The 21,992-nt window shown below is 70.0% G+C and carries 12 protein-coding genes; 8 read left to right on the forward strand and 4 right to left on the reverse strand.

Annotation, left to right across the window (positions count from 1 at the left end):
* Window positions 1–21: 21 nt before the first annotated feature.
* From BWO91_RS15040 to BWO91_RS15050, 3 genes are all read right to left on the reverse strand, one after another.
* Entirely contained in the window at window positions 22–1,047 is a 1,026-nt protein-coding gene (locus tag BWO91_RS15040; protein WP_079003144.1) for an HTTM domain-containing protein, read from the reverse strand.
* A complete protein-coding gene (locus tag BWO91_RS15045; RefSeq protein ID WP_079003145.1) occupies window positions 1,044–1,811 on the reverse strand; it encodes a DUF5819 family protein in 768 nt (255 codons plus the stop codon). Before BWO91_RS15045 ends, BWO91_RS15040 begins: the two co-directional genes overlap by 4 nt.
* Window positions 1,812–2,219: 408 nt before the next feature.
* On the reverse strand, window positions 2,220–10,550 hold the full coding sequence (locus tag BWO91_RS15050; RefSeq protein WP_153303506.1) for a hypothetical protein: 8,331 nt from the start codon (window positions 10,548–10,550) through the stop codon (window positions 2,220–2,222).
* 514 nt (window positions 10,551–11,064) lie between these two features.
* On the opposite strand from BWO91_RS15050, the gene BWO91_RS20265 reads away from it, so the two are divergent.
* The 5 genes from BWO91_RS20265 (at window position 11,065) to BWO91_RS15075 (ending at window position 17,328) form a co-directional block, all read left to right on the forward strand.
* Window positions 11,065–13,953, forward strand: coding sequence for a LuxR C-terminal-related transcriptional regulator (locus tag BWO91_RS20265; protein ID WP_079003147.1), 2,889 nt, complete (start codon window positions 11,065–11,067; stop codon window positions 13,951–13,953).
* A 197-nt stretch (window positions 13,954–14,150) separates the two neighbouring features.
* On the forward strand, window positions 14,151–14,795 hold the full coding sequence (locus tag BWO91_RS15060) for a SipW-dependent-type signal peptide-containing protein (protein WP_153303507.1): 645 nt from the start codon (window positions 14,151–14,153) through the stop codon (window positions 14,793–14,795).
* Window positions 14,792–15,463 (forward strand): SipW-dependent-type signal peptide-containing protein, encoded by a 672-nt coding sequence (locus BWO91_RS15065; protein WP_079003148.1) that lies wholly within the window; start codon window positions 14,792–14,794, stop codon window positions 15,461–15,463. The genes BWO91_RS15060 and BWO91_RS15065 overlap by 4 nt, the downstream gene beginning before the upstream one ends.
* Window positions 15,464–15,473: 10 nt before the next feature.
* Entirely contained in the window at window positions 15,474–16,826 is a 1,353-nt protein-coding gene (locus BWO91_RS19765; protein ID WP_240555532.1) for a signal peptidase I, read from the forward strand.
* Entirely contained in the window at window positions 16,807–17,328 is a 522-nt protein-coding gene (locus BWO91_RS15075) for a hypothetical protein (protein WP_153303508.1), read from the forward strand. The genes BWO91_RS19765 and BWO91_RS15075 overlap by 20 nt, the downstream gene beginning before the upstream one ends.
* Window positions 17,329–17,341: 13 nt before the next feature.
* Here BWO91_RS15075 and BWO91_RS15080 read toward each other — a convergent pair whose 3' ends face one another.
* Window positions 17,342–18,340: a LacI family DNA-binding transcriptional regulator gene (locus BWO91_RS15080; protein ID WP_079003150.1), complete on the reverse strand. Its 999-nt coding sequence runs from the start codon at window positions 18,338–18,340 to the stop codon at window positions 17,342–17,344.
* Window positions 18,341–18,561: 221 nt separating this feature from the next.
* Here BWO91_RS15080 and BWO91_RS15085 point away from each other — a divergent pair, with 221 nt between their 5' ends.
* From BWO91_RS15085 to BWO91_RS15095, 3 genes are all read left to right on the forward strand, one after another.
* Entirely contained in the window at window positions 18,562–19,503 is a 942-nt protein-coding gene (locus BWO91_RS15085) for a carbohydrate ABC transporter permease (protein ID WP_064295785.1), read from the forward strand.
* Window positions 19,496–20,425, forward strand: a complete 930-nt coding sequence (locus BWO91_RS15090) for a carbohydrate ABC transporter permease (RefSeq protein ID WP_079003151.1) — start codon at window positions 19,496–19,498, stop codon at window positions 20,423–20,425. Before BWO91_RS15085 ends, BWO91_RS15090 begins: the two co-directional genes overlap by 8 nt.
* An 85-nt stretch (window positions 20,426–20,510) precedes the next feature.
* Entirely contained in the window at window positions 20,511–21,839 is a 1,329-nt protein-coding gene (locus BWO91_RS15095) for an ABC transporter substrate-binding protein (protein ID WP_167620509.1), read from the forward strand.
* Window positions 21,840–21,992 lie beyond the last annotated feature (153 nt).

A 21,992-nucleotide genomic window follows, 5' to 3' on the forward strand; every position in this document is an offset into this window, starting at 1 on the left:
GAACGCGCGAGACGGCTGGTGTCACGACGGCGAACCGGCCGACGTCGTGAGAGGTCTCTCGTCCGGCTGGCGCTCCGGCAGCAGCTGGCGCAGCACTCCCCCGGCGTGCGCAGCCCACCGGCCGACGGCGACCCAACTGCGGTCGCGGACGAACAGCAGGTCGAGTGCGATCATCGCGAGCGAGAACGGCCACAGTCCGAGGAAGAGGCCGATGCCGAGGTGCATGAGGATCGTGAAGCCGAGCGCGAGGATCCGCGTCGGCCGCCACAGGATGAGCACCGGGAACAACAGCTGGACCCAGACGGACAGGAACGTGGCCACCCAGACGAACGGTCCGAGCTGCCAGGCGAGGTCGCTCAGCACCGGGAACGGGCGGAACACGTCGAGGACGAGCGAGTAGTAGAACGCCGTGCCCTCACGCCACTCGGGACCCATGAGCTTGTAGATGCCGGAGTTCACGTAGACGAGCATGATCTGGTACGCGCAGAGCAGGACCGCCGTGTTGTTGGCGGCGTTCGCGAGCCACGACGGGATCGCGAACCGACCGCGCAGGATCGGCCGCGGCGCTCGACCCCGCCGCTTGGCGAGCCAGGCGTCGACCGACCAGTGACGCGACAGGTCCGCGAACACCAGGAACAGCAGCGTGATGCGGATGATCGTGTCGCCGCCGTTGGTCAGCACCGTGCTGTTGGTCGCGAGCCCCACCCAGAACACGAGGAGGACGGGCGTGACGAACCGGGTCTGCCAGCCGATGAGGAACAGCAGCCCGAGCACGATGAGCACCCCGTAAGCGAGGTCGAAGACGAAGGCGCTGTCCTTCGTGAAGACGAGCTCGAACAGCGGGAACCAGGCGCGACGGTTCGCCTCCGGGTCGACCCACTTCGACGCGACGCCCCAGAGGTAGTGGCGGTCGGCGAGGCTCGTGAAGAGGAAGCTGAAGATCGCGACACCGTAGAGGATCCGCAGGGCGGAGAGGCTGTAGCCGGCGTGCTTGGCGCCCGTGACCCAGCCGGCGAACCGGTCGAATGTTGTGCGGACGGCGTTCATCGTGCACCTCCGTAGCGGGTGATGACGTCCCGGTAGACGGCGAGGGTCTCCGGGTCGATGACGTCGTCGACGTGCCGCCAGCCGAAGGTGACGGCGGTGTCGTCGAACTGCTGCTCCTCGGAGAAGCGGTTCTCGAAGTCGTTCGGGCGGGAGCGGTCGATCCGCCACCGGACGCGCTCGACGTCCTGGTCGAAGTACGCCGTCGAAAACGCGGTCGCGTACTCCTTGAGCATGTAGTCGTAGCGGAGGAACCGGACGATGTCGCCCTGCCCCGAGCCCGGAGTCTTGCTGACGGCGTCGAGGTCGGCGATGAGCGATTCGGCCGACTGGGCGCGATACCCGCCACCGTCGGCCCGCTGGATGAAGGTGTCGCGGACGATCTCCCGCTGTTGGGCGTCGAGCGCGAGGTACCGGGTGTTGTAGGCGAGCATCGCGTTCCACGAGGACTTCTGGATCCGCGACGGCTCGGCGTGGCCGGGGACCGCCTGCTGCTCGAGCTTCGTGACGTTGACCCAGTCGGACTTCACGAGCGTGCCGTCGGCGTCGCGCCACTGGGCCTGCACGGAGAAGGTGATGTTCGTCTTCATGATGCTCGGGGCGAAGACGTTCCACTTCTGCGTGAAGTACGGGCCGGCCGCGGCGACGACGGCTCCGCGGACGGGCGTGGTCGGCGAGACGATGACGAGTGTGCCGGCGACGTAGACGCCGACGAGGGCGATCGAGACCGCGGCGGCGATGCGCGCGGCCCGCTTCGGTGGGACCACCGGCGCCGGTCCCTGAGTGCCCCTTGATCCCTGAGCGCCCGTCGGTCCCTGAGCGCCCTTCGGTCCCTGAGCTTGTCGAAGGGCCCCCGCAGTAGCCTGCCCTTCGACAGGCCCAGGGACCGGTTGCCCGGCCTCGAGCTCCTCGGCGCCGTCCGGTCCTTCGGCTCTGTCCGGTCCCTGAGCCCTTCCCGGTCCCTGAGCTCCTCCCGGTCCCTGAGCTCCTCCCGGTCCCTGAGCTTGTCGAAGGGCGTCAGAACGCTCCCCCACGGATGTGCGTGTGATCGGAGTCACGGTTCCTCCTTGGTGCTGGGTGGTGATGAACCGCGGGGGCACCCGTTCGGTGGTGCCGTCCGCGGGGGAAGGAGTGGGCCGCGCCGACCCGAATGCGGCGCGGCCCACTCGGCGGGGTCACTCCAGACGCGCCCGTCGCGTAGCCACGAAGGCACCTCCGAGGAGGAGCATCGTGGCGCCGAGTCCCCCGAGCCACAGGCCGTCGAAACCGGTGCTCGGGAGACCGGGGCGTGACCCCGGTGCTGCGGCGGCCACCGCGGTGACCGTGAAGGCGGTCGCCTCGCGGTCAAGCGGCAGGTCGCCGGTCACGGATCCGGAGAGCTCCACCCGGTGGGCACCCAGCTCGATCGACGAGTCGACCGGGAAGGTGAGGGTGGCGTTGCCGGAGGCGTCTGCGACAACGGGCGTCAGGGCGAACGGCGTCGAGAAGACGGTGGCCGAGACGGTCTCGCCGGGCTCGAAGCCGGTGGCGTAGACCTCCTGGATCACGCCCGTGTCGCGGACGATCGTCGAGTACTTGACGGTCGCCTGACGCTCGTCGCCGGCGTCGGTGTCACCATCGGCGTCAGCTGCGGTGTCGGCGTCGGTCGCCGTGTCCGCGTCGGTCGCCGTGTCCGCGTCTGCCGCAGTGTCGGTGTCGACATCCGCGTTCAGGTCGACATCCACTCCGTCGGACGCTGCATCGGTGTCCGCCGCGGTGTCGGTGTCGGCGGCAGTGTCCGCGTCAGTGTCGGCAGCAGCATCCACGTCGGCTGCAGCATCAGTGTCCGCAGCAGCGTCGACATCAGCAGCAGCGTCGACATCAGCTGCGGCATCGGTGTCAGCAGCAGCATCAGTGTCAGCCGCAGCGTCCGTGTCGGCAGCAGCGTCCACGTCCGCAGCGGCATCCACATCCGCAGCAGCATCCGTGTCAGCAGCGGCATCCGTGTCGGCAGCAACGTCAGTGTCCGCATCAGCGTCCACATCGGCTGCGGCATCAGCGTCAGCAGCAGCATCCACGTCCGCAGCAGCATCCACGTCGGCAGCAGCATCCGTGTCCGCAGCAGCATCCACGTCGGCAGCAGCATCCGTGTCCGCAGCAGCATCCACGTCGGCAGCAGCATCCGTGTCCGCAGCAGCATCCACGTCGGCAGCAGCATCCGTGTCCGCAGCAGCATCCACGTCGGCCGCAGCATCCGTGTCCGCAGCAGCATCCGTGTCCGCAGCAGCATCCACGTCGGCAGCAGCATCCGTGTCCGCAGCAGCATCCACGTCGGCCGCAGCATCCGTGTCCGCAGCAGCATCCACGTCGGCCGCAGCATCCGTGTCCGCAGCAGCATCCACGTCGGCAGCAGCATCCGTGTCGGCAGCAGCATCCACGTCGGCGGCGGCATCAGTGTCAGCCGCGGCATCCGTGTCGGCCGCGGCATCCACATCAGCAGCAGCGTCCACGTCCGCAGCAGCGTCCACGTCCGCAGCAGCGTCGATGTCGGCAGCAGCATCCGCGTCAGCAGCAGCATCCGTTGCAGCATCGGTGTCGGCAGCAGCGTCAGTGTCGGCAGCAGCGTCCACGTCCACGTCCACGTCGGCCGCGGCGTCGACGTCAGCAGCGGCGTCCACGTCCACCGCAGCGGCGTCGGTGTCCACGTCGACCGCTCCGTCCTCGATGGTGACCTCGGACTCGGCCGGCGTCTCGGAGACGTCGCCCTCGGCCGTGACGGTCACCGGGCCAGGCGTGTAGTCGTCCGGGATCGGCAGGTCCACGGTGAAGGAACCGTCGGGGTTCGTCACCACGGTGACGGACGGTGCGCCCGGGATGGACACCGTGACGGTCTCCCCACCGGCGAAGCCCGTCCCGTCGACCGTGACCGACTCACCCAGCAGGACCGACGACGGATCGACCGTGATCGCCGTGTCGTACGCGAGGATCTCGATGATCGTCGTCGCCGGCTCGTCCGATGCAGCACCGAGTGCCGTGACCGTGACGTCGCCGAGCGCGTAGCCGTCGGGGACCGGCAGGGTCACCGTGAAGCCGCCGCCGGCGTTCGTCACCTGCGTGACGGCCGGAGCGCCCGGGATGGACACCGTCACCGTCTCGTTGGCCGCGAAACCCGATCCGGTGATGACCGTCGTGTCGCCGGCGATCAGCGCGTCCGGGGATGCGGTGATGACGGGCGAGAACACGATGGCGGTGACCGTGACGGTCGCGGTGGCCGGAGCCTGCGACACCGCTCCCTCCGCCGTGACGACCAGCGGACCGACCGGCGCATTCGCCGGAACGGTGATCCCGACCGAGAACTCACCGGCGCCGTTCGTCGTCGCCGGGACAGCAGTGCCGCCCGGGACCGAGACCGTGACGGACTCGTTCGCGGCGAAGCCGGCACCTGTGACGAGCGTCGCTCCGCCCGCCGTGACCGTGCTCGGGTCGGCGGTGATCGCCGTCTCGTAGGCCTCGACCGTGAGCTCCGCGTCGGCGGGCGTCGCGGAGGTCTCTCCGACCGCGGTCACCGTGACCGGCCCGGCGGGCGTTCCGGCCGGCACCGGCAGGGTCGCGGTGAAGCCGCCGTCGCCGTCGGCCGTGACCACGACGGGGTCGCCGCCGGGGATCGAGACGCTGATCGATTCGTTCGGCTGGAAGCCGGTACCCGTGACCGTGGTGGTCTGGCCCGGGTTCACCGTGTCCGGTGTGAGGGTGATCGCCGTGTCGTAGACCGTTGCCTCGACCGTGACGGTGGTGGTCGCCTCGGTCGCCGAGACGACGCCGAGTGCGGTGACCGTGACCGGGCCGGTCGCGAAGCCCTGCGGGACGGCGAACGTCGTGGTGATCTCACCGTCGGCGTTCGAAGTGACCGTCACCGGCGCGAGGCCGGGGAAGGTGACCGTGACGCTCTCGGTCGGAGCGAAGCCGCTCCCCGAGATCTCCGTCGAGGTCCCGCCGGGGACCGTCGCCGGGTCGGCGGTGATCGTCGGCGCGTAGACCACGTCGACCGTGAGGTTCGTCGTCGCAGGCGTGTCGGACGTCGCCCCGAGCGCGGTCACGACGACCACGCCCTCGGCGTAGTCGGCCGGCACGGGCAGCGACACCGAGATGGTGCCGGTCGCCGTCGCCGTGGTGGTCACCGGGTCGGCACCGGGGATCGAGACCGTGACGTTCTCGTTCGGTGCGAAACCGGTGCCGGTGACGAGGGTGCTGGCACCCGCGACGACGGTGGTCGGGTCGGCCGTGATGGCCGTGACGTAGGTCGTGGCCTCGACGGTGAGCGTCGCCGTGGCGGGGGTCGCCGAGACTGCACCGGTGGCGGTGACGGTCACGGGTCCGAGCGGGAAGTCCGCCGGGAGGTCGACGCTCACGGAGATCTCACCGTTGCCGTCGGCCGTGGTGGGAATCGGCGTCGCGATGCCCGGGACGGTGACGCTCACGGCCTCGTTCGACGCGAAGCCGTCGCCGGTGACCGTGGTGCTGCCGCCAGGGGCGACCGTCGTCGGGTCGAGGGTGATCGCAGTCTCGTAGGCCTCGACGGTGACCGTCGCGGTCGCATCCGTCGCGGAGACGGCGCCGGTCGCGGTCACGACGAGCGGTCCGGCTTCCGTGCCCGACGGGATCGGCAGGGCGGCGGTGAAGCCGCCGTCGCCGTTCGCCGTCACGACGACCGGCGTGCCACCGGGGATGGAGACCGAGACGGACTCGTTCGGTGCGAACCCGGTACCGGTGATCGTCGTCGACGTGCCGGGGAGCAGCGCGTCCGGGTCGGCGGTGATCGCGGTCTCGTACGGCACCACGGTCACGTCGGCGTCGGCGGGCGTGTTCGACGTGTCACCGGTTGCGGTGATCGTCAGCGGACCCGCAGGCGTTCCGGCCGGGATCGTCACGGCCTGCGTGAAGTCGCCGTCGCCGTTCGTCGTCACGGTGACGGGGTCGCCGCCCGGGATCGTGATGGTGACGGTCTCGTTCGGTGCGAAGCCGGTGCCCGTGACGGTGGTGGTTCCGCCCGGGTTGACCGTCGTCGGATCCACCGTGATCGCCGTGTCGTACACGACCGCTTCGACGAAGACCGAGGTCTGCGCCGGCGTGAGCGACAGGGCGCCCGTGGCCGTGAACGTCACGGTCGTGGGGACGAAGTCCGCCGGGAAGGCGACCACCTGGCTGATCTCACCGAGCCCGTTCGCCGTGGTCACGACGTCGTCGAAGCCGGGCGTCGAGATGGTCACCGACTCGTTCGCGACGTAGCCGGTGCCGGACAGGATCGTCGAGTCACCGGGGTTCAGCGTGGACGGCGTCGCGGTGAGCGTCGTGTCGAACGCCTCGACGGTGATCGTCGCAGTGGCGGGGGTGTTCGACACGGCTCCGACGGCCGTCACGACGACGGGGCCGGCGGGGGTGCCGGGCAGGATCGGCAGGATGGCGGTGATGTCGCCGTCCGGGCCGGCCTCCACCACGACGGGTGTGCCGCCGGGGATGGAGACGGAGACGGACTCGCCGGGCAGGAAGCCCGTTCCGGTCACGGTGGTGCTGCCGCCGGGGAGGAGCGTGTCGGGGTCGGCGGTGATCGCCGTGTCGTAGACCGTGGCCTCGACCGTGACCGTGGTGGTCGCCTCGGTTGCGGAGACGACGCCGAGGGCGGTGACCGTGACCGGACCGACCACGAAGTTCTGCGGGACGTCGACGGTGGTCGTGATCTCACCGGCTGCGTTCGACGTGACGGTGATCGGGTCGAGGCCCGGGAAGGTGACCGTGACGCTCTCGCTCGGCGCGAAACCGGTGCCCGAGATCTCGGTGCTGGTGCCGCCGGGGACCGTGGCCGGGTCGGCGGTGATCGTCGGGGTGTAAACGACGTCGACCGCGAGGTTCGTGGTGGCCGGCGTCTCGGAGACCTCGCCGAGGGCGGTCACGACGACCGTGCCCTCCGCGTAGTCCGCCGGGACCGGCAGCGAGACGGAGATGGTGCCGGTCGCCGACGCCTGCGTGGTGACCGCGGGCGCACCGGGGATGGAGACCGTGACGGTCTCGTCGGGCTCGAAGCCGGTACCGGTGACGAGCGTGCTCTCCCCCGCGACGACGGTCGTCGGGTCGACCGTGATGGCCGTGACGTAGGTGGTCGCCTCGACGGTGAGCGTCGCCGTGGCCGGGGTGGCCGAGACGGCACCGGTGGCGGTGACCGTGACGTCGCCGAGCGGGAAGTCCGCCGGCAGGGTGACACTGACCGTGATCTCGCCGTCGCCGTTCGCCGTGGTCGTCACGGGCGTCGCGAGGCCGGGGATGGTGATCTCGACGGACTCGAGCGGGACGAAACCGGAACCGGTGACGACCGTGCTGCCACCGGGGGCGATGGTCGCCGGGTCGAGCGCGATGTCGGTGTCGTAGGCCTCGACGGTGATGTCCGTCTCGGCCGGCGTCGCGGAGACCGCGCCGGTGGCGGTGACCGTGAGCTGGCCGGCGGCCGTACCCGACGGGATCGGCAGGACGGCCGTGAAGCCGCCGTCGCCGTCAGCCGTCACGACGACGGGCGTGCCGCCAGTGAAGGAGACGGAGACCGACTCGTTCGCGGCGAAGCCCGTGCCCGTGATGGTGGTCGAGTTGCCGGGGAGGAGCGAGGCCGGGTCGGCCGTGATGGCCGTGCCGTACGGCAGCACCTCGAGGTCGGCGGTCGCCGGGGTTGCGGAGGTCTCGCCGGTCGCGGTGACGACGAGCGTGCCGGCTGGCGTGCCGTCGGGGACGGGCAGGTCGACGGTGAAGCCGCCGTCGCCGTCCGCATCGACGGTCACCGGGGTGCCGCCCGGGTAGCCGACGGTGACCGTCTCACCGGGCAGGAAGCCGGTGCCGGTCACCGTCGTGGTGTTCCCAGGGATGAGTGACGTCGGGTCGAGCGTGATGGCGGTGTCGTAGACCGTCGCAGTGACGGTGACGACGGTGGTCGCTTCGGTGGCGGACACGGCGCCGAGGGCGGTGACCGTGACGTCGCCGACCGCGAAGTCCTGCGGCACGGCGATGGGGGTGCCGATGGCGCCGAGTGCGGTGGCGGTGACGGTGATCGGCTCGAGTCCGGGGAACGTCACGACGACGTCCTCGCCGGGCGCGAAGCCTGCACCGTTGATGATCGTGGTCGTGCCGCCGGCGACCGTGGCCGGGACGGCGACGATCGACGTCTCGTAGACCACGTCGAGGTTGGTGGTGGCCGGGGTGTCGGACGTCTCGCCGAGCGCGGTCACGACGACCTGGCCTGCGGCGTAGTCGGCGGGGACGTCGAGCTCGACCGAGATCGTGCCGGTTCCGGTGGCCGTGGTGGTGACCGGGTCGACGCCGGGGATCGAGACGGAGACGGTCTCGCCCGAGGCGAAGCCGGTCCCGGTGATCGTCGTGGTCCCACCGGCGACGACACTGGCCGGGTCGGCGGTGATCGCGGTGACGTACTGGGTCGCCTCGACGGTGACCGTCGTGGTCGCCGGGCTGGCCGACGAGGCGCCGGTCGCCGTGACCGTCACGGGGCCGAGCGGGAAGTCCGCCGGGAGCGTGAGACTGGCGGAGATGGTGCCGGTGCCCGTCGCGGTGGTGACGACCGGGTCGGTGAGGCCGGGGACGGTGATCGACACCGACTCGCCGGGCAGGAACCCCGTGCCGGTGATCGTGGTGCTGCCCCCGGGGGCGATCGTCGCCGGGTCGGCGGTGATCGCCGTCACGAAGGGGGCGACAACCAGGTCGGTGGTCGCGGGGGTGTCGGAGGTCGCACCGGTGGCGGTGAACGTCAGGGTCGCCGGGGTGAAGCCGGCGGGGATCGCGACGCTCTGGCTGATCACACCGGCGGCGTCCGACGTCGTGACGACCGGGTCGAGGCCGGGCGCGGTGATCGTGACCTGCTCGTTCGCCGCGAAGCCGGTGCCGTCGATCACGGTGGACTGGCCGGGATTGACGGTCGCCGGTGTGGCGGTGATCGCCGTGTCGTACACGACGAGCGTCCCGCGCACGGAGGACGACGCGAGGTTGACCGTCGCGAGCGAGATCGCCGGGACGAGGGAGATCTGCACGGCTCGAACGGTCGCCGACCCCGCCCCGAGGTCGCCGGTCGCCGGCTGCACGTTCGCGGTGACGTCGGCGACGAGCCGCACGATGTTCAGGATGGGGCCGACGACGTTCGCGGCGAGACCGCCGGTGATGCCGTTCAGGGCGGTGTTGAGCGTTCCGACACCGGTGTAGGCCGTGGCGACCGTGTTCTTCACGAGGTTGAGGACGAGGTTGACCACACCGTCGAGGGTGAGTCCGAGGGTCGCGAGGATCGGGTTCAGCACGTTCGGGAGGAGCCCCGCCGAGGTGAAGGCGGCGGTGCCGTTCTGGACGGCGCCGAGGGTCGAGTCGAGCGACAGGGAGATGACCGGGACCTGCGTGACGACGACGTTCGTCGTGACGTTGCCGGTGACCTGGATGCGTGTGCCGTCGACGGCTGCCTGGACGCCGGCGGACACGGCCGTGACCTGCGCGGTGACGGCGGACGTGATCGCGGCGGCGATCGCGGCGCCGATCGGGCCGGACAGCAGTGAGGTGTTCGGCGGCAGGTCGTTGAGGTCCGGCAGGTTCGGGTCGTTCGCGAGGAGGGTCGCGAGGTCGACGGTCACCGCACCGGTGAGCAGGTTGACGGAGACACCGGTCGCCGCGGACTGCGACGCCTGGGTGGTGAGGATGCCGTTGACGACGGTCGCGAGGTTCGGCGGCGTGACCGTGGCCGTCGCAGCAACACGGAGGACGCCGATGAGGTTCGCGTTCAGCGCCGTGTTGAGCGCCGAGGTGAGCCCGTTGAGCGTGGTCTGTAGCGGCGGGAGGAGGCCCGTCACCTGCGTGCCGACGTTCTGCACGAGGGGGCTCTGGAAGGTGAGCGTCGCACCGGCGATCTGGTAGTCGGGAACGGCCGTGGTGCCGCCCGTCTGCGAGATCGTGGAGGCGAGGGCGCCGAGGCTGAGGGAGAGGTCGCTGAGGACACCGCCGGTCGGTGTCCCGACCCGGCCCAGCAGACCGGTCAGGTCGAGTTCGGCGTCCGCCGGCGGAGCATCGGGTCCACCGATCGAGACGCCACCCTGGTCGGTGACCGCGCCTGAGCCGGCGATCGCGTCGCCGTTGTCGGCGGCGGACCCGTACTGAGCGACGGCACCGAGCTCGATGACGCCATTGGCACCGAACAGTTGGAGAGAGCTGCCGAGGTCGACGCCGAGGGTGTTGAGCACCTCGGCCGACAGCGGGTTCGCGGCGACCGGGTGCACCCCGCTCGGGTTCTCGGCACGGGCGCCGCCGACTGCGGCGAGGGCGTCGAGGTTGATCCCGGCCGCCTGTCCACCGAGGAAGCGGCCGAAGCCGTCGGAGACATCGGTCGGGGCCGCTGTGGCCGCCGTCGTCGATCCCATGGCGATGACCGTGCCGACCACGGCCATGGCCGCGACCTTCCACGCACGGCCTCGGCCGAGGATGCTTCGCTGCTGTTCCCCCACGGTGGAACCCTTTCTTCGGTGCACGGGCGAACCCGCGACTGGCGTCGATCCCGGCCAATCTATGGGCGGGCTTCCCTGTCCCCCAGAGGAGGGACCCCAACCTCCGTAGTGCCGGATGGAAAACCGGTACTGGCCTCCGCAGTGCGAGGCGGCGCCGCGGGACGCCGGGTTTCGATCGGTCCCGGGGGGCCTCCGACGCGTCATCAGTGGCGGGGCTCCAGTGCAGTCGGTTCCATCCGTGTCATGTCATCGATGACGGTTGAGAGATAACCCGCACTGGCCGCAGGTTTACCCCCGACTGGGGTGCGTAGTTTCTACTGAGAACGCTCTCTTAGGGCTGCGGGAGCACTCAGGGATTACGGATAATGGGGCATCCGACGGAGTATTCGCAGCGTCCCTAGTGATGCGGATCCCGTCGTCCTGACGGAGCTTGAGGGGGCTGCGATATGGAAGAACCGGTTGCGACGGTAGTGGAGCGAAAGCCACATCCGAGGTCGGCCGAGCAGGTCATCCCATGAACCCGGGTGCGCATCGGTTCAGTGGCGGCGCGCGGTCCGCCGCATCGCCCACCCGTCGCTCCGGCGAGTTCCGCCAATCCGCCACCCGCGCTCCCGCCCAACCGAGCGGTCGAGCGGCCGCGATCGCCCGGATGACGGCGCTCATCGCGAACCGGACCAGCACGCTCCTCGTCGGACCACACGGCTACGGCAAGACCTTCACCGCGGACGCGATCGGACGTCGGATGCACGAGGAAGGACGCCCGGTCATCCACGTGTCGGGTGCGTCACGGGACGCCTCGCACACGCTGAGCGACTGGCGCACGGTACCGAGCGGTGCCGTCTTCATCGTCGACGACGGGGCGAACCTCCACCCGGCGAGCCTCGCCGACATCATCGAACTCTCGCGGTCGCGTGAGCAGGTCGCCCTGGTGACGCTGGAGCAGGAGCTCGCCGGACTGCAGGGGCGCGGCGACGAGTCCGCTGATCGGCTCCTCGCCGTCTGGCGGACCGGGTCGCTCACACGGATCGACCTCCCGGCGCTCGACGGGTTCGAAGCCTCGGCGATGGTGGACGAAGCCGCCGACGACGCGGTCCTCGACGACATGGCCAAGGCCGTCATCGTGCGATTGAGCAACGGCTCTCCGCGACTCGTGCATGAGCTCACCAAGGACGCGCTCGAGACGGGTGGGGAGTTCTACCTGCCGCGCAGCATCCTCTCGCTCGGGGTCGCGGGGGTCTCACGGCGAGTGCACGACCTCACGGAACCTCAGCTCTCCCGGCTCGAGGACGAGGGTCGCTACGCGCTGGTCATGCTGGCGAAGCTCGGCCCGGTCCCCTACTCGCGCGCGATCCGCCTACTCGGCGAGCACCAGTTGCACGCGCTCCTCCGGCTCGGACTCGCGCGGCACGACGGCTCAGGCCAGGACCGCATCGTCGCCGACGAACTGCACGCGTGGTCGGCACTCGCGGAGTGGCGCCACAGCGGACGACTGCACCGCCACGACCGCGTCCAGCGGACGCTCATCTCGGACCTGCGTGGCGGTGCCCGTCTCACGCCGAACGAGTCCTTCATCCTCGGCCGGTACTGGCTGACGGCCCCGCACACCGAGCTGGACGAGGGGTTCGAGTCCCTCACGATGGCCCGCACCTTCCTCGAGGCGGCGCACGTCGCGAACGTCTCCGGCCTCGCCGAGGACGGTCGTCTGCTCGCCGAACGCGCGTACACCTGGCGCCCGTCCGTGGCAGCGGCGCTCCAGTGGTCACGGTCGCTCGCCATGCTGGGCGACGGTGACGGGGCTCAGCGGGTCCTCGAGGTCGATCCCGCGGCCGATTCCGACGAGGACATGCAGGCGGAGGTCATGAGTTGGCGGGCGACCCTCGATCGCTGGTCCGAACGCACCTGCGCGCAGGAGCTGACGGAGCAGGAGGAGCACAGCCGCCTGCTGTCCCAGCGCATCCTGATGGTCGAGACCTGGCGCGACCAGGATCGGCAGGAGCCGACCGAAGGCGATGCCGTCTTCTGGAAGGTCCTGCGCGACACCGACGCCGCGCAGTCCTCGCGACTCTATGCCGCCGCTGCGCTCGTGACCAGGCTCGGCCTCAGGCTGCCACCGTCCGAGCTGCGGGAGCTGCTCCAGCTGGGTGACGCCGTCTACCGGTCGGTGCCCTACAGCGCAGCGCGGCCGTTGTCGCACGCCCTGCGCGACGCGAGCGCCATGTACGTCCTGTCGGCCGGCACCATCCGCCTGCTCACCGGACTCTCCTGGGCCGGCTTCGCGCGCTACATCGACGAGTTCGTCGCTCGTGCCGAGCGCGGGACCGGGCGCCTGGCGACGACGGACCAGTGCATCGTCGGGATCCTCGGAGCCCAGTTGGCGTTCTTCGACGGCCGCCCGGACCGAACCGTGGCCGACCTCCGGGTCGTCGAACGGCTCCTCGACTCGACCGTTCCGCCCGAGGTGCACACGCAGACCGCGCTCCTCCTCGTCGGTGCTCTCGCTCAGACCGGCGAGCTCGAGGAGGCGACGGAACGGCGAGCTGCCGAAGACGAACGCCTCATCGCCGCCTCCACGGTCCTCTCCTATCTGGCCGACATCGCCGACTTCGGTCTGCTGATGGCAGGCGGTCGCGTCATGGACGCCCGGGATCACCTGCGTCGGCTCGCGCAGGACATCCGGAAGCCGCTGACCCAGCGGATCTACTCCGCGAGCCTGGCCGCCGCGGCCGGCGCCGACCTGTCCGAGACCCTGTCCTGGGTCGTGGACGCTCGATCGCAGGAGCTCACGCCCCTGCAGGCGTCGCTCATGCTGCTCCTCGAGGCCGGCGCCGCCGGCGACGCGAGCCGCGCCGAGGAGGCCGCCTGTTCGCTCGAGGAGGTCGGAGCGCGGCATCGGGCGATCGGGGCCCATCTGCTCGCAGAACGGCTCCACGAGGCCAAGGGGCGACTGCAGCACGCCCGCCGTTGCGCGGAGCGGGCCGCCGAACTCGTGGGTCCCACGCCAGGCGCCGCTGCGGATGCGGAGGCCCGACGGACCCCGCTCGCGCATCCGTCACCGGTGTTCTCCACCTACCGGGCGGAGAACACCGAGGAGACGGTGCCGATGGAGCGCACCGTCCCGGTCGAGCCGCACTCGACGCACGCACCCCTGGCCTACCTCTCCCGCGGACAGACGGACACCGGCCAGGAGGCCGCCGCAGCCGACCTGAGCGCGCTCACCCGGCGGGAGCTGGAGGTCGCCCTGCTCATCGCGCAAGGACTGAGCAATCAGGAGATCGCGACGCGGCTCTTCCTCAGCGTCCGCACCGTCGAGTCGCACGTGCTCCAAGCACGGACGAAGCTGGGCGCGGGGAGACGGCGCGACCTCGGCCGCCTGGTCGCGCAGTCCTCGCAGCGTCAGGCCTGACCCCCTGAGCGGGCGACGCAGCGCGGTTCAGCAGTTTTCTCGGTAGCGTCCGGCGATCCCAGTACCCCACTACTGGTTACAACAGACACCCGGCTGCCTATCGTCCTGAGAGTGTCGCGAGACGCGTGGAGACCGTCTCCGCACGCCCGACACCTGTGGTGACGTCAGCCGTCACCGACGGACTTCAGGGGGCTTCCATGACCATCGACACCAGCACCGAGGCCCCAGCGGCCACCGGCACCGACGCACCCGTGCGCGGCCTGCGCAGCAAGCGGGCGAAGGCGATCCTGGCCGGCGGGCTGGTGCTCGGCGTCGGTGCGGCGATCACGCTCGCGGCCTGGAACGATTCCGAGTTCGCGACCGGGATCTTCGCCGGTGGTGGGTTCGGCATCGAGGGCAGCACGGACGGCACCGCCTTCACCGAACACCCGACCGAGGCGGCGGCCGCCCCGCTCACCTTCGCGGTGGAGGCCGACAACCTGGCACCCGAAGAGCCCGTCTACGCCGGGTTCGCCGTCCAGCTGACCGCCGCGTCGACGTACGCCGGCACGGTGGACATCACGGCCACGAGCGGAGCCGCGATCGCCTCCTCGCTCAGCTACTCCGTCGTGGAGACCACCACGTTCGGCTGCGACGCCACGAGCTTCGCCGCCGGTGACCCGCTCGTGACGGACGCCGCGACCACGTCGAGCACAGCCGCGGACATCTTCACGCTCGGTGCCGTCACCACGCCGGTGTTCCTCTGCTTCGAGGTCACCCCGGCGGCGAGCCTCCCGCAGTCGTCGCCGAGCGGCACCGTCGTCTGGGAGTTCGCGGCCGAGTCCACCACCCCGCTGCCGTGACCCGCGGCGGGACGGCGATCATGGGACGGCACACCCCGGCGGCAGGCAGACACCACCGCACCGACGAACGACGGAGCACATCGCGTTACACGAAGGCCAGGGCGGCCCTCGCGGCAGCGCTCGTGCTGGGCGTCGGGACCTCGCTCACCCTCGCGGCCTGGAGCGACGACGAGTTCGGGACGGCGACCTTCGCGGCCAGCACCTTCGCCGTGGAGTCGCAGACCTCGTCGTCGACCTGGGCGGCTCACGAGGCGGCGAACCCCGCCACGCTGGTCTTCAACGCGACCGCCATGTCGCCGGGGTTGTCGCAGTTCGCCTTCATCGACATCCGCACGACCGCCGCGACGAACATCGGTGGGACGGCGGCGCTGTCCGCGGTCTCGGCGGCGACGGGCACCCTCCTGCCGCAGCTCGAGTACCGCGTGGTCACGACGGCGGCGGGCACGGCCTGCAACGCCGCCGCGTTCACCTCGGCGACCGTCCCCGCCTACACCGCGTCGTTGTCGACGGGCACGACGCCGCCGACGGCGACCGGAGCACTCACGGCGGCCGGCGGTTCGACGGTGCGCTTCTGCTTCGACGTGCGGGTGAAGGCGGGCACGGCCTCCAGCTTCCAGGGTGGAACGGCGTCGGCGACGTGGCAGTTCACCAGTACCTCCAGTTCCTGATCGGAGCACCGTGACCCGTCCCTCCACGGAAGCGATCGACGCCACCGAGCGGCAGCAGCCCCGCCGCTCGGTGGCGTCGATCGTCGGAGACACCCTGCTCAACCTCGCCGCCGTCGGCGGGGTGGTCTGCATCGTGCTCGTCATCCTCGCGACCTGCTTCAACGTGACCCTCATCATGTTCAAAACCGGTTCCATGAGCCCGACGATCCCCACCGGCTCACTCGCGCTCGTCCGCGAGATCCCGGCATCCGACATCGCGGTCGGCGACGTCGTGACAGTCGACCGCGCCGGCCAGCTGCCCGTCACCCACCGCGTCACCTCGGTGAGCGGCGGCGTCGACACCGCAGGACCACAACGCACGATCACCATGCAGGGCGATGCGAACCGGTCGGAGGACCCCGAGCCGTACACGGTCTCGACGGTCCGCCTCGTGCTCGCCTCGGTGCCCGGGCTCGCGTACCTCGTCGTGTGGTTGTCCAACCCGTGGGTCCTCGGCGGACTGACGCTCAGCTGTTCGGCCCTCGTCATGTGGGCGTTCTGGCCACGATCGGATCGCAAGCGCCCGCCGGGTGGTGACGGAGGAGTGGGCGGCGGCGGTCGTCCTGCTCCGCGGCGCCGCTCGGCCGCTGCCGGTGCCGTCGCCGACGGAGCCGGACCACGACCGGCTCGCCACGCCGCGCTCCGCTGCTCACCGGTCGCCCTGCTCCTCGGAGCCGGCCTCGCGATCGGCGGCGCCGCTCCTGCCCACGCCGAGCCGACGGTGGACGTCATCGCCGGCGAGGCGGTCGTGCTCACCTCGATCGGCGACCCGTCGGCCATGCGGTCCCTCACCCCGGGTCGGTCGACGCCCTGGGAGGTGGGCATCACGACCAAGCCGGAGGCGACACCGGGCTCCATCGACGTGACCATGGTCGGCTCGGGCTCGACCGAGCTCGGGCTCGTCATGGCGGTCGACGCCTGTTCCGTCCGCTGGACCGCAGCCGGCTGCGTCGGCACCGTCACCCACCTGTTCGACGAGATGGCGGTGCCCGTCGACGGTGTCGAGCGCGCGGTCCTGTCGATGAGGAGCACCGAGGCGTGGTGGCTGAAGTTCGACGTCCGGATGCCGTCCGGTGCAGCGGTGGCGAACGCCTCGGTCGCCCTCACGGTCACGGCCGAGGGCATCGGTGACGACGTCTCGGTCTCGCCCGGCCCGATCACCACGCTCCCCCGCACCGGCGCGAGCATCGAGTTCGCGGTCTGGGCGGCTGCGGGAGCGATCCTGATCGGTCTCGTCGGCGCGTGGTTCGGCGCGCTGCGACAGCATTCGCGTTCGGCGAAGCGTACGACGATCCTGCGGGCCGATGATGCGACGGCGGGGTGATGGTGGCAGCGGTGTCCTCGGATGGCACCGCCGGATCGCCGCGGCGACCATCGCCGTCGCGATGACGGTGCTGCTCACGCATCCTGCCCCAGCGCCGGTCGATGCGGCCTGGGCAGATCCCGAGTTCGGGACGGGTAGTTTCACCGCGGCCACCGTGCCGTCTCCGACGTTCTCCAGCTGCACCTTCAATCCGAACGCCGTCGGACTCCTCTCCTCGTACACCATCGTGTACACGATCCCAGCCGGTTACACGATCAACTACGCCTATTCAGCGAACGCCTCGTTCACTCCCAACACGGTCATCTCCCCGACGTCCACGAGCGGCACGACGACCGTGACCTCGACGTTCAGCCTGGGGCTCCTCGGGGGTCTCCTCGGCTCGAACGTCTACATCGGCGCGCGGCTCACCCTGCCGTCGACGACCTGGTCTTCGCCCTACCGGGTTGTGAGCGGCACATCGAACGCTCTCGGAACGAACGGCGCCTGCGCGGTCATCCCGTAGCGAGTGCACCGTGTCACCCGGCCGAGGACTCCCGCACGACGAGCTCGAAGCCGGCGAGCACCCGCCGCCCAGGCCCGACGTGCCCGGCCACGCGTTCGACCAGCATGGCGACGGCCTCGCGGGCGATGGCCTCCTTGTCGGGCGCGACCGTCGTCAGTGACCGCATCGCATACCGGCCGTCCTCGATGTCGTCGAAGCCGACCACCGCCAGGTCGCGCGGGATGTCGACGCCGCGATCCCACGCCGCACGCATCGCGCCCAGCGCCATGAGGTCGTTGAAACAGAACACGCCGTCGGGCGGATCGCCGGCGTCGAGCATGCGCCCCATGACGGTCTCACCGCTCGCGCGATCGTATTCCCCTTCGGCCATATAGCGGTTCGGGTCGAGTCCGGCCTCCTGCATGGCCCTCGTGAATCCGTCCACGCGCTGCTTCGCGGTGCCCGTGGAATGGGCCTGCCGACCGATGGCTCCGATGCGGGTGCATCCACGTTCGATCAGGTGTCGGGTCGCCACGTAGGCAGCCTCGGTGCCGTCGATGGCGACATGGTCCGCGCTCGCGCCATAGTCGCGCTCGCCGAGCAGGACGATCGGCTGCGTCGCGGCGGCGGCTTCGACGTCGGCGGCTGTGAGGTTGAGGGCGTTGAGCAGCACGCCGTCGAACGTCGAGGACACCGCTCCCCCGGTGAGCACCGCGCGCTCCCGTTCCGGATCGCCGTTCGTCTGGTCGACGACGAGGGTGAGCGAGCGTTTCGTGAGTTCAGGGATGAGGCAGCGGGCGAGGTCGGAGAAGTACGGCACATCGAGCTCGGGGACGACGAGCGCGATGAGTCCACTGCGGTTGTTGCGGAGCCCCCTCGCGTGCGGATTGGGCCGATAGCCGAGCTCGTCGATGACCGCCTGCACGCGCTTGCGGGTCTCGGCACCGACCCGCCCCGGCAGGTTCACGACGTCCGAAACCGTCCGCTGGGAGACACCGGCCGCCTGCGCGACATCCCGTGCGGTCACTGCCATCCGTGCCTCCCCGTCGGTCGCGCACGCTCCACCGCGCGTCCGTCCTGACGCAAGCGTAGCGACTCCACGACGTCCGGATCACCGCGGCAAGCCTTTTCCAACTGCGTCTTGTGCTACGTAGCACAAGCCGTTAGCGTGTCTCCCTGTCAGCACGGTCGCAGCGAGTCGAAGGAGATGCGCAGCATGTTCGAGAGCCCACCACCCACCACCCGAGCCGCCACATGAGCGCGCTCAACGAGCTGCGCGCGCTGCGGACGCCGAAGGGGGCGATCAAGCACCGCGACGCCTCCGAGTTCCGGGACAACCGTGCGGCGCTCCTGTTCCTCGGGCCCTGGATCATCGGTTTCCTCGTCATCACGCTCGGGCCGGTCCTCGTCTCGCTCTACCTGTCGTTCACCGACTACAACCTCCTCCAGAACCCGAACTTCACCGGGCTGGAGAACGCGCAGCGGATGGTCGAAGACCCCCGCCTGCACCAGTCCCTCGGGGTGACCATCACCTACGTCGTGGTCTCGGTCCCGTTGCAGCTCATCGTCGCCCTGGCGATCGCGGTCCTCCTGGATCGCGGCATGCGCGGGCTCTCGTTCTACCGGTCGGTGCTGTACCTGCCGTCACTCCTCGGCGGCAGCGTCGCGATCGCGGTCCTCTGGCGGCTCGTCTTCGGCTCGAGCGGACTCGTCAACGCGCTGCTCGCCGTCTTCGGCATCCAGGGCCCCGGGTGGATCTCCGAACCCGACACCGCGCTGTCGACGCTGATCATCCTGCACGTGTGGACGTTCGGCGCCCCGATGGTGATCTTCCTCGCCGGCCTCCGGCAGATCCCGCGACAGTACTACGAGGCGGCGTCGACGGACGGTGCCGGCCGGTGGACACAGTTCCGGTCGATCACCCTGCCATTGCTCAGCCCGATCATCTTCTTCAACCTCGTGCTCGGGATCATCGGCGCGTTCCAGTCGTTCACGCAGGCCTACGTGGTGTCGAACGGATCGGGCGGGCCGTCCGACTCGACGCTGTTCATCACGCTCTACCTGTACCAGAAGGGCTTCGGCAGCTTCCAGATGGGGTACGCGTCGGCGATCGCGTGGCTCCTGCTCATCATCATCGCCGCCGCCACGGCCATCAACTTCTGGGCCTCGAAGTATTGGGTGTTCTACGATGACTGACCTCAAGACCCGCCCCTCCTCCGAGGACGGCCTCTCACCCGATGCGGCCGCCCGTCGCGAGCGGGGCGACGCTCAGCGCGCCAAGCTCCTGCGCCGACAGCGGATCTCGAGCATCGGCAAGCACGCGCTGCTGATCCTGCTCGGGCTGCTGATGCTCTACCCCGTGCTGTGGATGGTGGCGTCCTCCCTCCGCCCGAACGGGTACATCTTCGACAACCCGGGTCTCGTGCTCGACACCTTCGAGGCGTCCAACTACACGAACGGCTGGAACGCGCTCGCGCAGCCGTTCGGGAGCTACCTGGCGAACTCGGCGATCGTGGTCGTCGGGTCGATCATCGGCAACCTGCTCACCTGCTCGCTCGCCGCGTACGGCTTCGCCCGGCTGCGGTTCCGGTTCAAGCGCCTCGCCTTCGCGGCGATGCTGCTCACCATGATGCTGCCGATCCACGTGCTGATCATCCCGCAGTACGTCATCTTCGCCCAGCTCGACTGGATCAACACCTACCTGCCGCTCATCGTGCCGAAGTTCCTCGCGACGGACGCGTTCTTCATCTTCCTCATGGTGCAGTTCATCCGCGGCATCCCGCGCGAGCTCGACGAGGCGGCGCGGATCGACGGAGCCGGTCACCTGCGGATCTTCGTGCAGATCATGCTCCCGCTCATGACCCCGGCACTCGCGACGACGGCGATCTTCACCTTCATCTGGACGTGGAACGACTTCTTCGGACAGCTGATCTTCGTGACCGACCCCGACAAGTACACCGCGTCGGTCGCCCTCCGCTCGTTCGTCGACACCCAGTCGCAGTCGGACTACGGGGCGCTCTTCGCCATGAGCGTCGTCACCCTGTTGCCGGTCTTCCTCGCCTTCCTGTTCGGTCAGCGGTTCCTCCTCCGAGGCATCGCGACCACCGGAGGCAAGTAGCCCCGGTCCCGACCCGTCCCCGATCCACAACCCGGTCCCTGAGCCTGTCGAAGGGCCGACCGACCCACCCATGCAAAGGAGCATCATGCAACGCCAACCACGATCCCGGTCCCGTCTCCTCGGCTTCGCCGCCGCAACCGCCGTCTCGGCGCTCGCCCTCACCGGCTGCGCCGTCGGGGGCGGCAACGGCGACGCGTCCCTCAGCGACGAGGACGTCACCATCACCTTCAACTGGTGGGGTGCCACGGCCCGCGACGAGCGGACCCGCGCCGCCATCGACCTCTTCCAGAAGAAGTATCCGAACATCACCGTCAAGGGCCAGTCCACCGAGTGGGGTGGCTACTGGGACAAACTCGCCACCACGGTCGCCGGCGGAGACGCCCCCGACGTCATGCAGTTCGACCAGCTCTACCTCGCCTCCTACGCCCAGCGCGGCGCCCTTGCCGACCTCGGCGAACTCGACGAGTTCCTCGACACCTCCGACCTCAGCGCCGAGGTGCTCGACCAGGGCAAGGTCAAGGACGAGCTGTACGGCGTGCCGATCGGCGTGGGCACCGTCGGCCTCATGGTCAACCGGTCCATCTTCGAGCAGTACGGGATCCAGCTGCCCGACGCGACGACGTGGACCTGGGATGAGCTCAACGACGTCGCCCTGCAGGTGACCGAGGCCTCGGGCGGTGCGGTCCATGGCATGTCCCCGTTCGGCGGCGACATGCCGACCCTCACGCTCTGGGCGCGTCAGCACGGCAACGACATCTACGACAAAGACGGCAAGGTCATCCTGAAACCCGAGGTCGTGGAGAGCTATTGGCAGTACGCACTCGACCAGATCGAGAGCGGCGCGGCCCCGAGCGCTTCGCAGCTGGCCGAGGGCAACGGTGTGGCGATCGACCTCATGGACATGAGCACGGGCAAGGTCGCGATGACCTTCCAGCCGTCGTCGGTGCTCACCGCGTTCCAGGCTGCCGCACCCGACCACCAGCTCGACATGCTCCCGTTCCCCGCGGCGAAGGACGCCTCCGAGGGATACCAGTACCTCAAGCCGTCGATGTACTGGTCGGTCTCGTCGAAGTCCGAGCACCCCGCCGAGGCGGCACTGCTGGTGGACTTCCTCACGACCGACACCGAGGTCGCGAAGCTCTTCAGCACCGAACGCGGCATGCCCGCGAACCCGGACTTCCAGAAGGCCATCGAACCCGACCTGACACCGACGGACCAGATCGTGGCGGGCGTCGTCGACGCCGCGCGCGAGGAGTCCGGCACCCCGCCGGCGATCACCCCCGTCGGCGGTGGTGACAGCGAGAAGATCCTCGGCCGCTACAACCAGGACGTCCAGTTCGGCAAGACCACCCCCAAGGAGGCCGCTGAAGCGTTCGTCGCCGAGCTGACGAAGGCCGTCGACGACGCCCGGTAGCGACTCCCCGCCCTTCGACAGGCTCAGCCCGTTCGGTCCCTGAGCCGAACTCCCGGTCCCTGAGCCGAACTCCCGGTCCCTGAGCCGAACTCCCGGTCCCTGAGCCTGTCGAAGGGCCACCCCGGTCCCTGAGCAACCTCCCCGGTCCCTGAG

It is taken from the genome of Plantibacter flavus, from assembly GCF_002024505.1.
GTDB classification, from domain to species: domain Bacteria; phylum Actinomycetota; class Actinomycetes; order Actinomycetales; family Microbacteriaceae; genus Plantibacter; species Plantibacter flavus_A.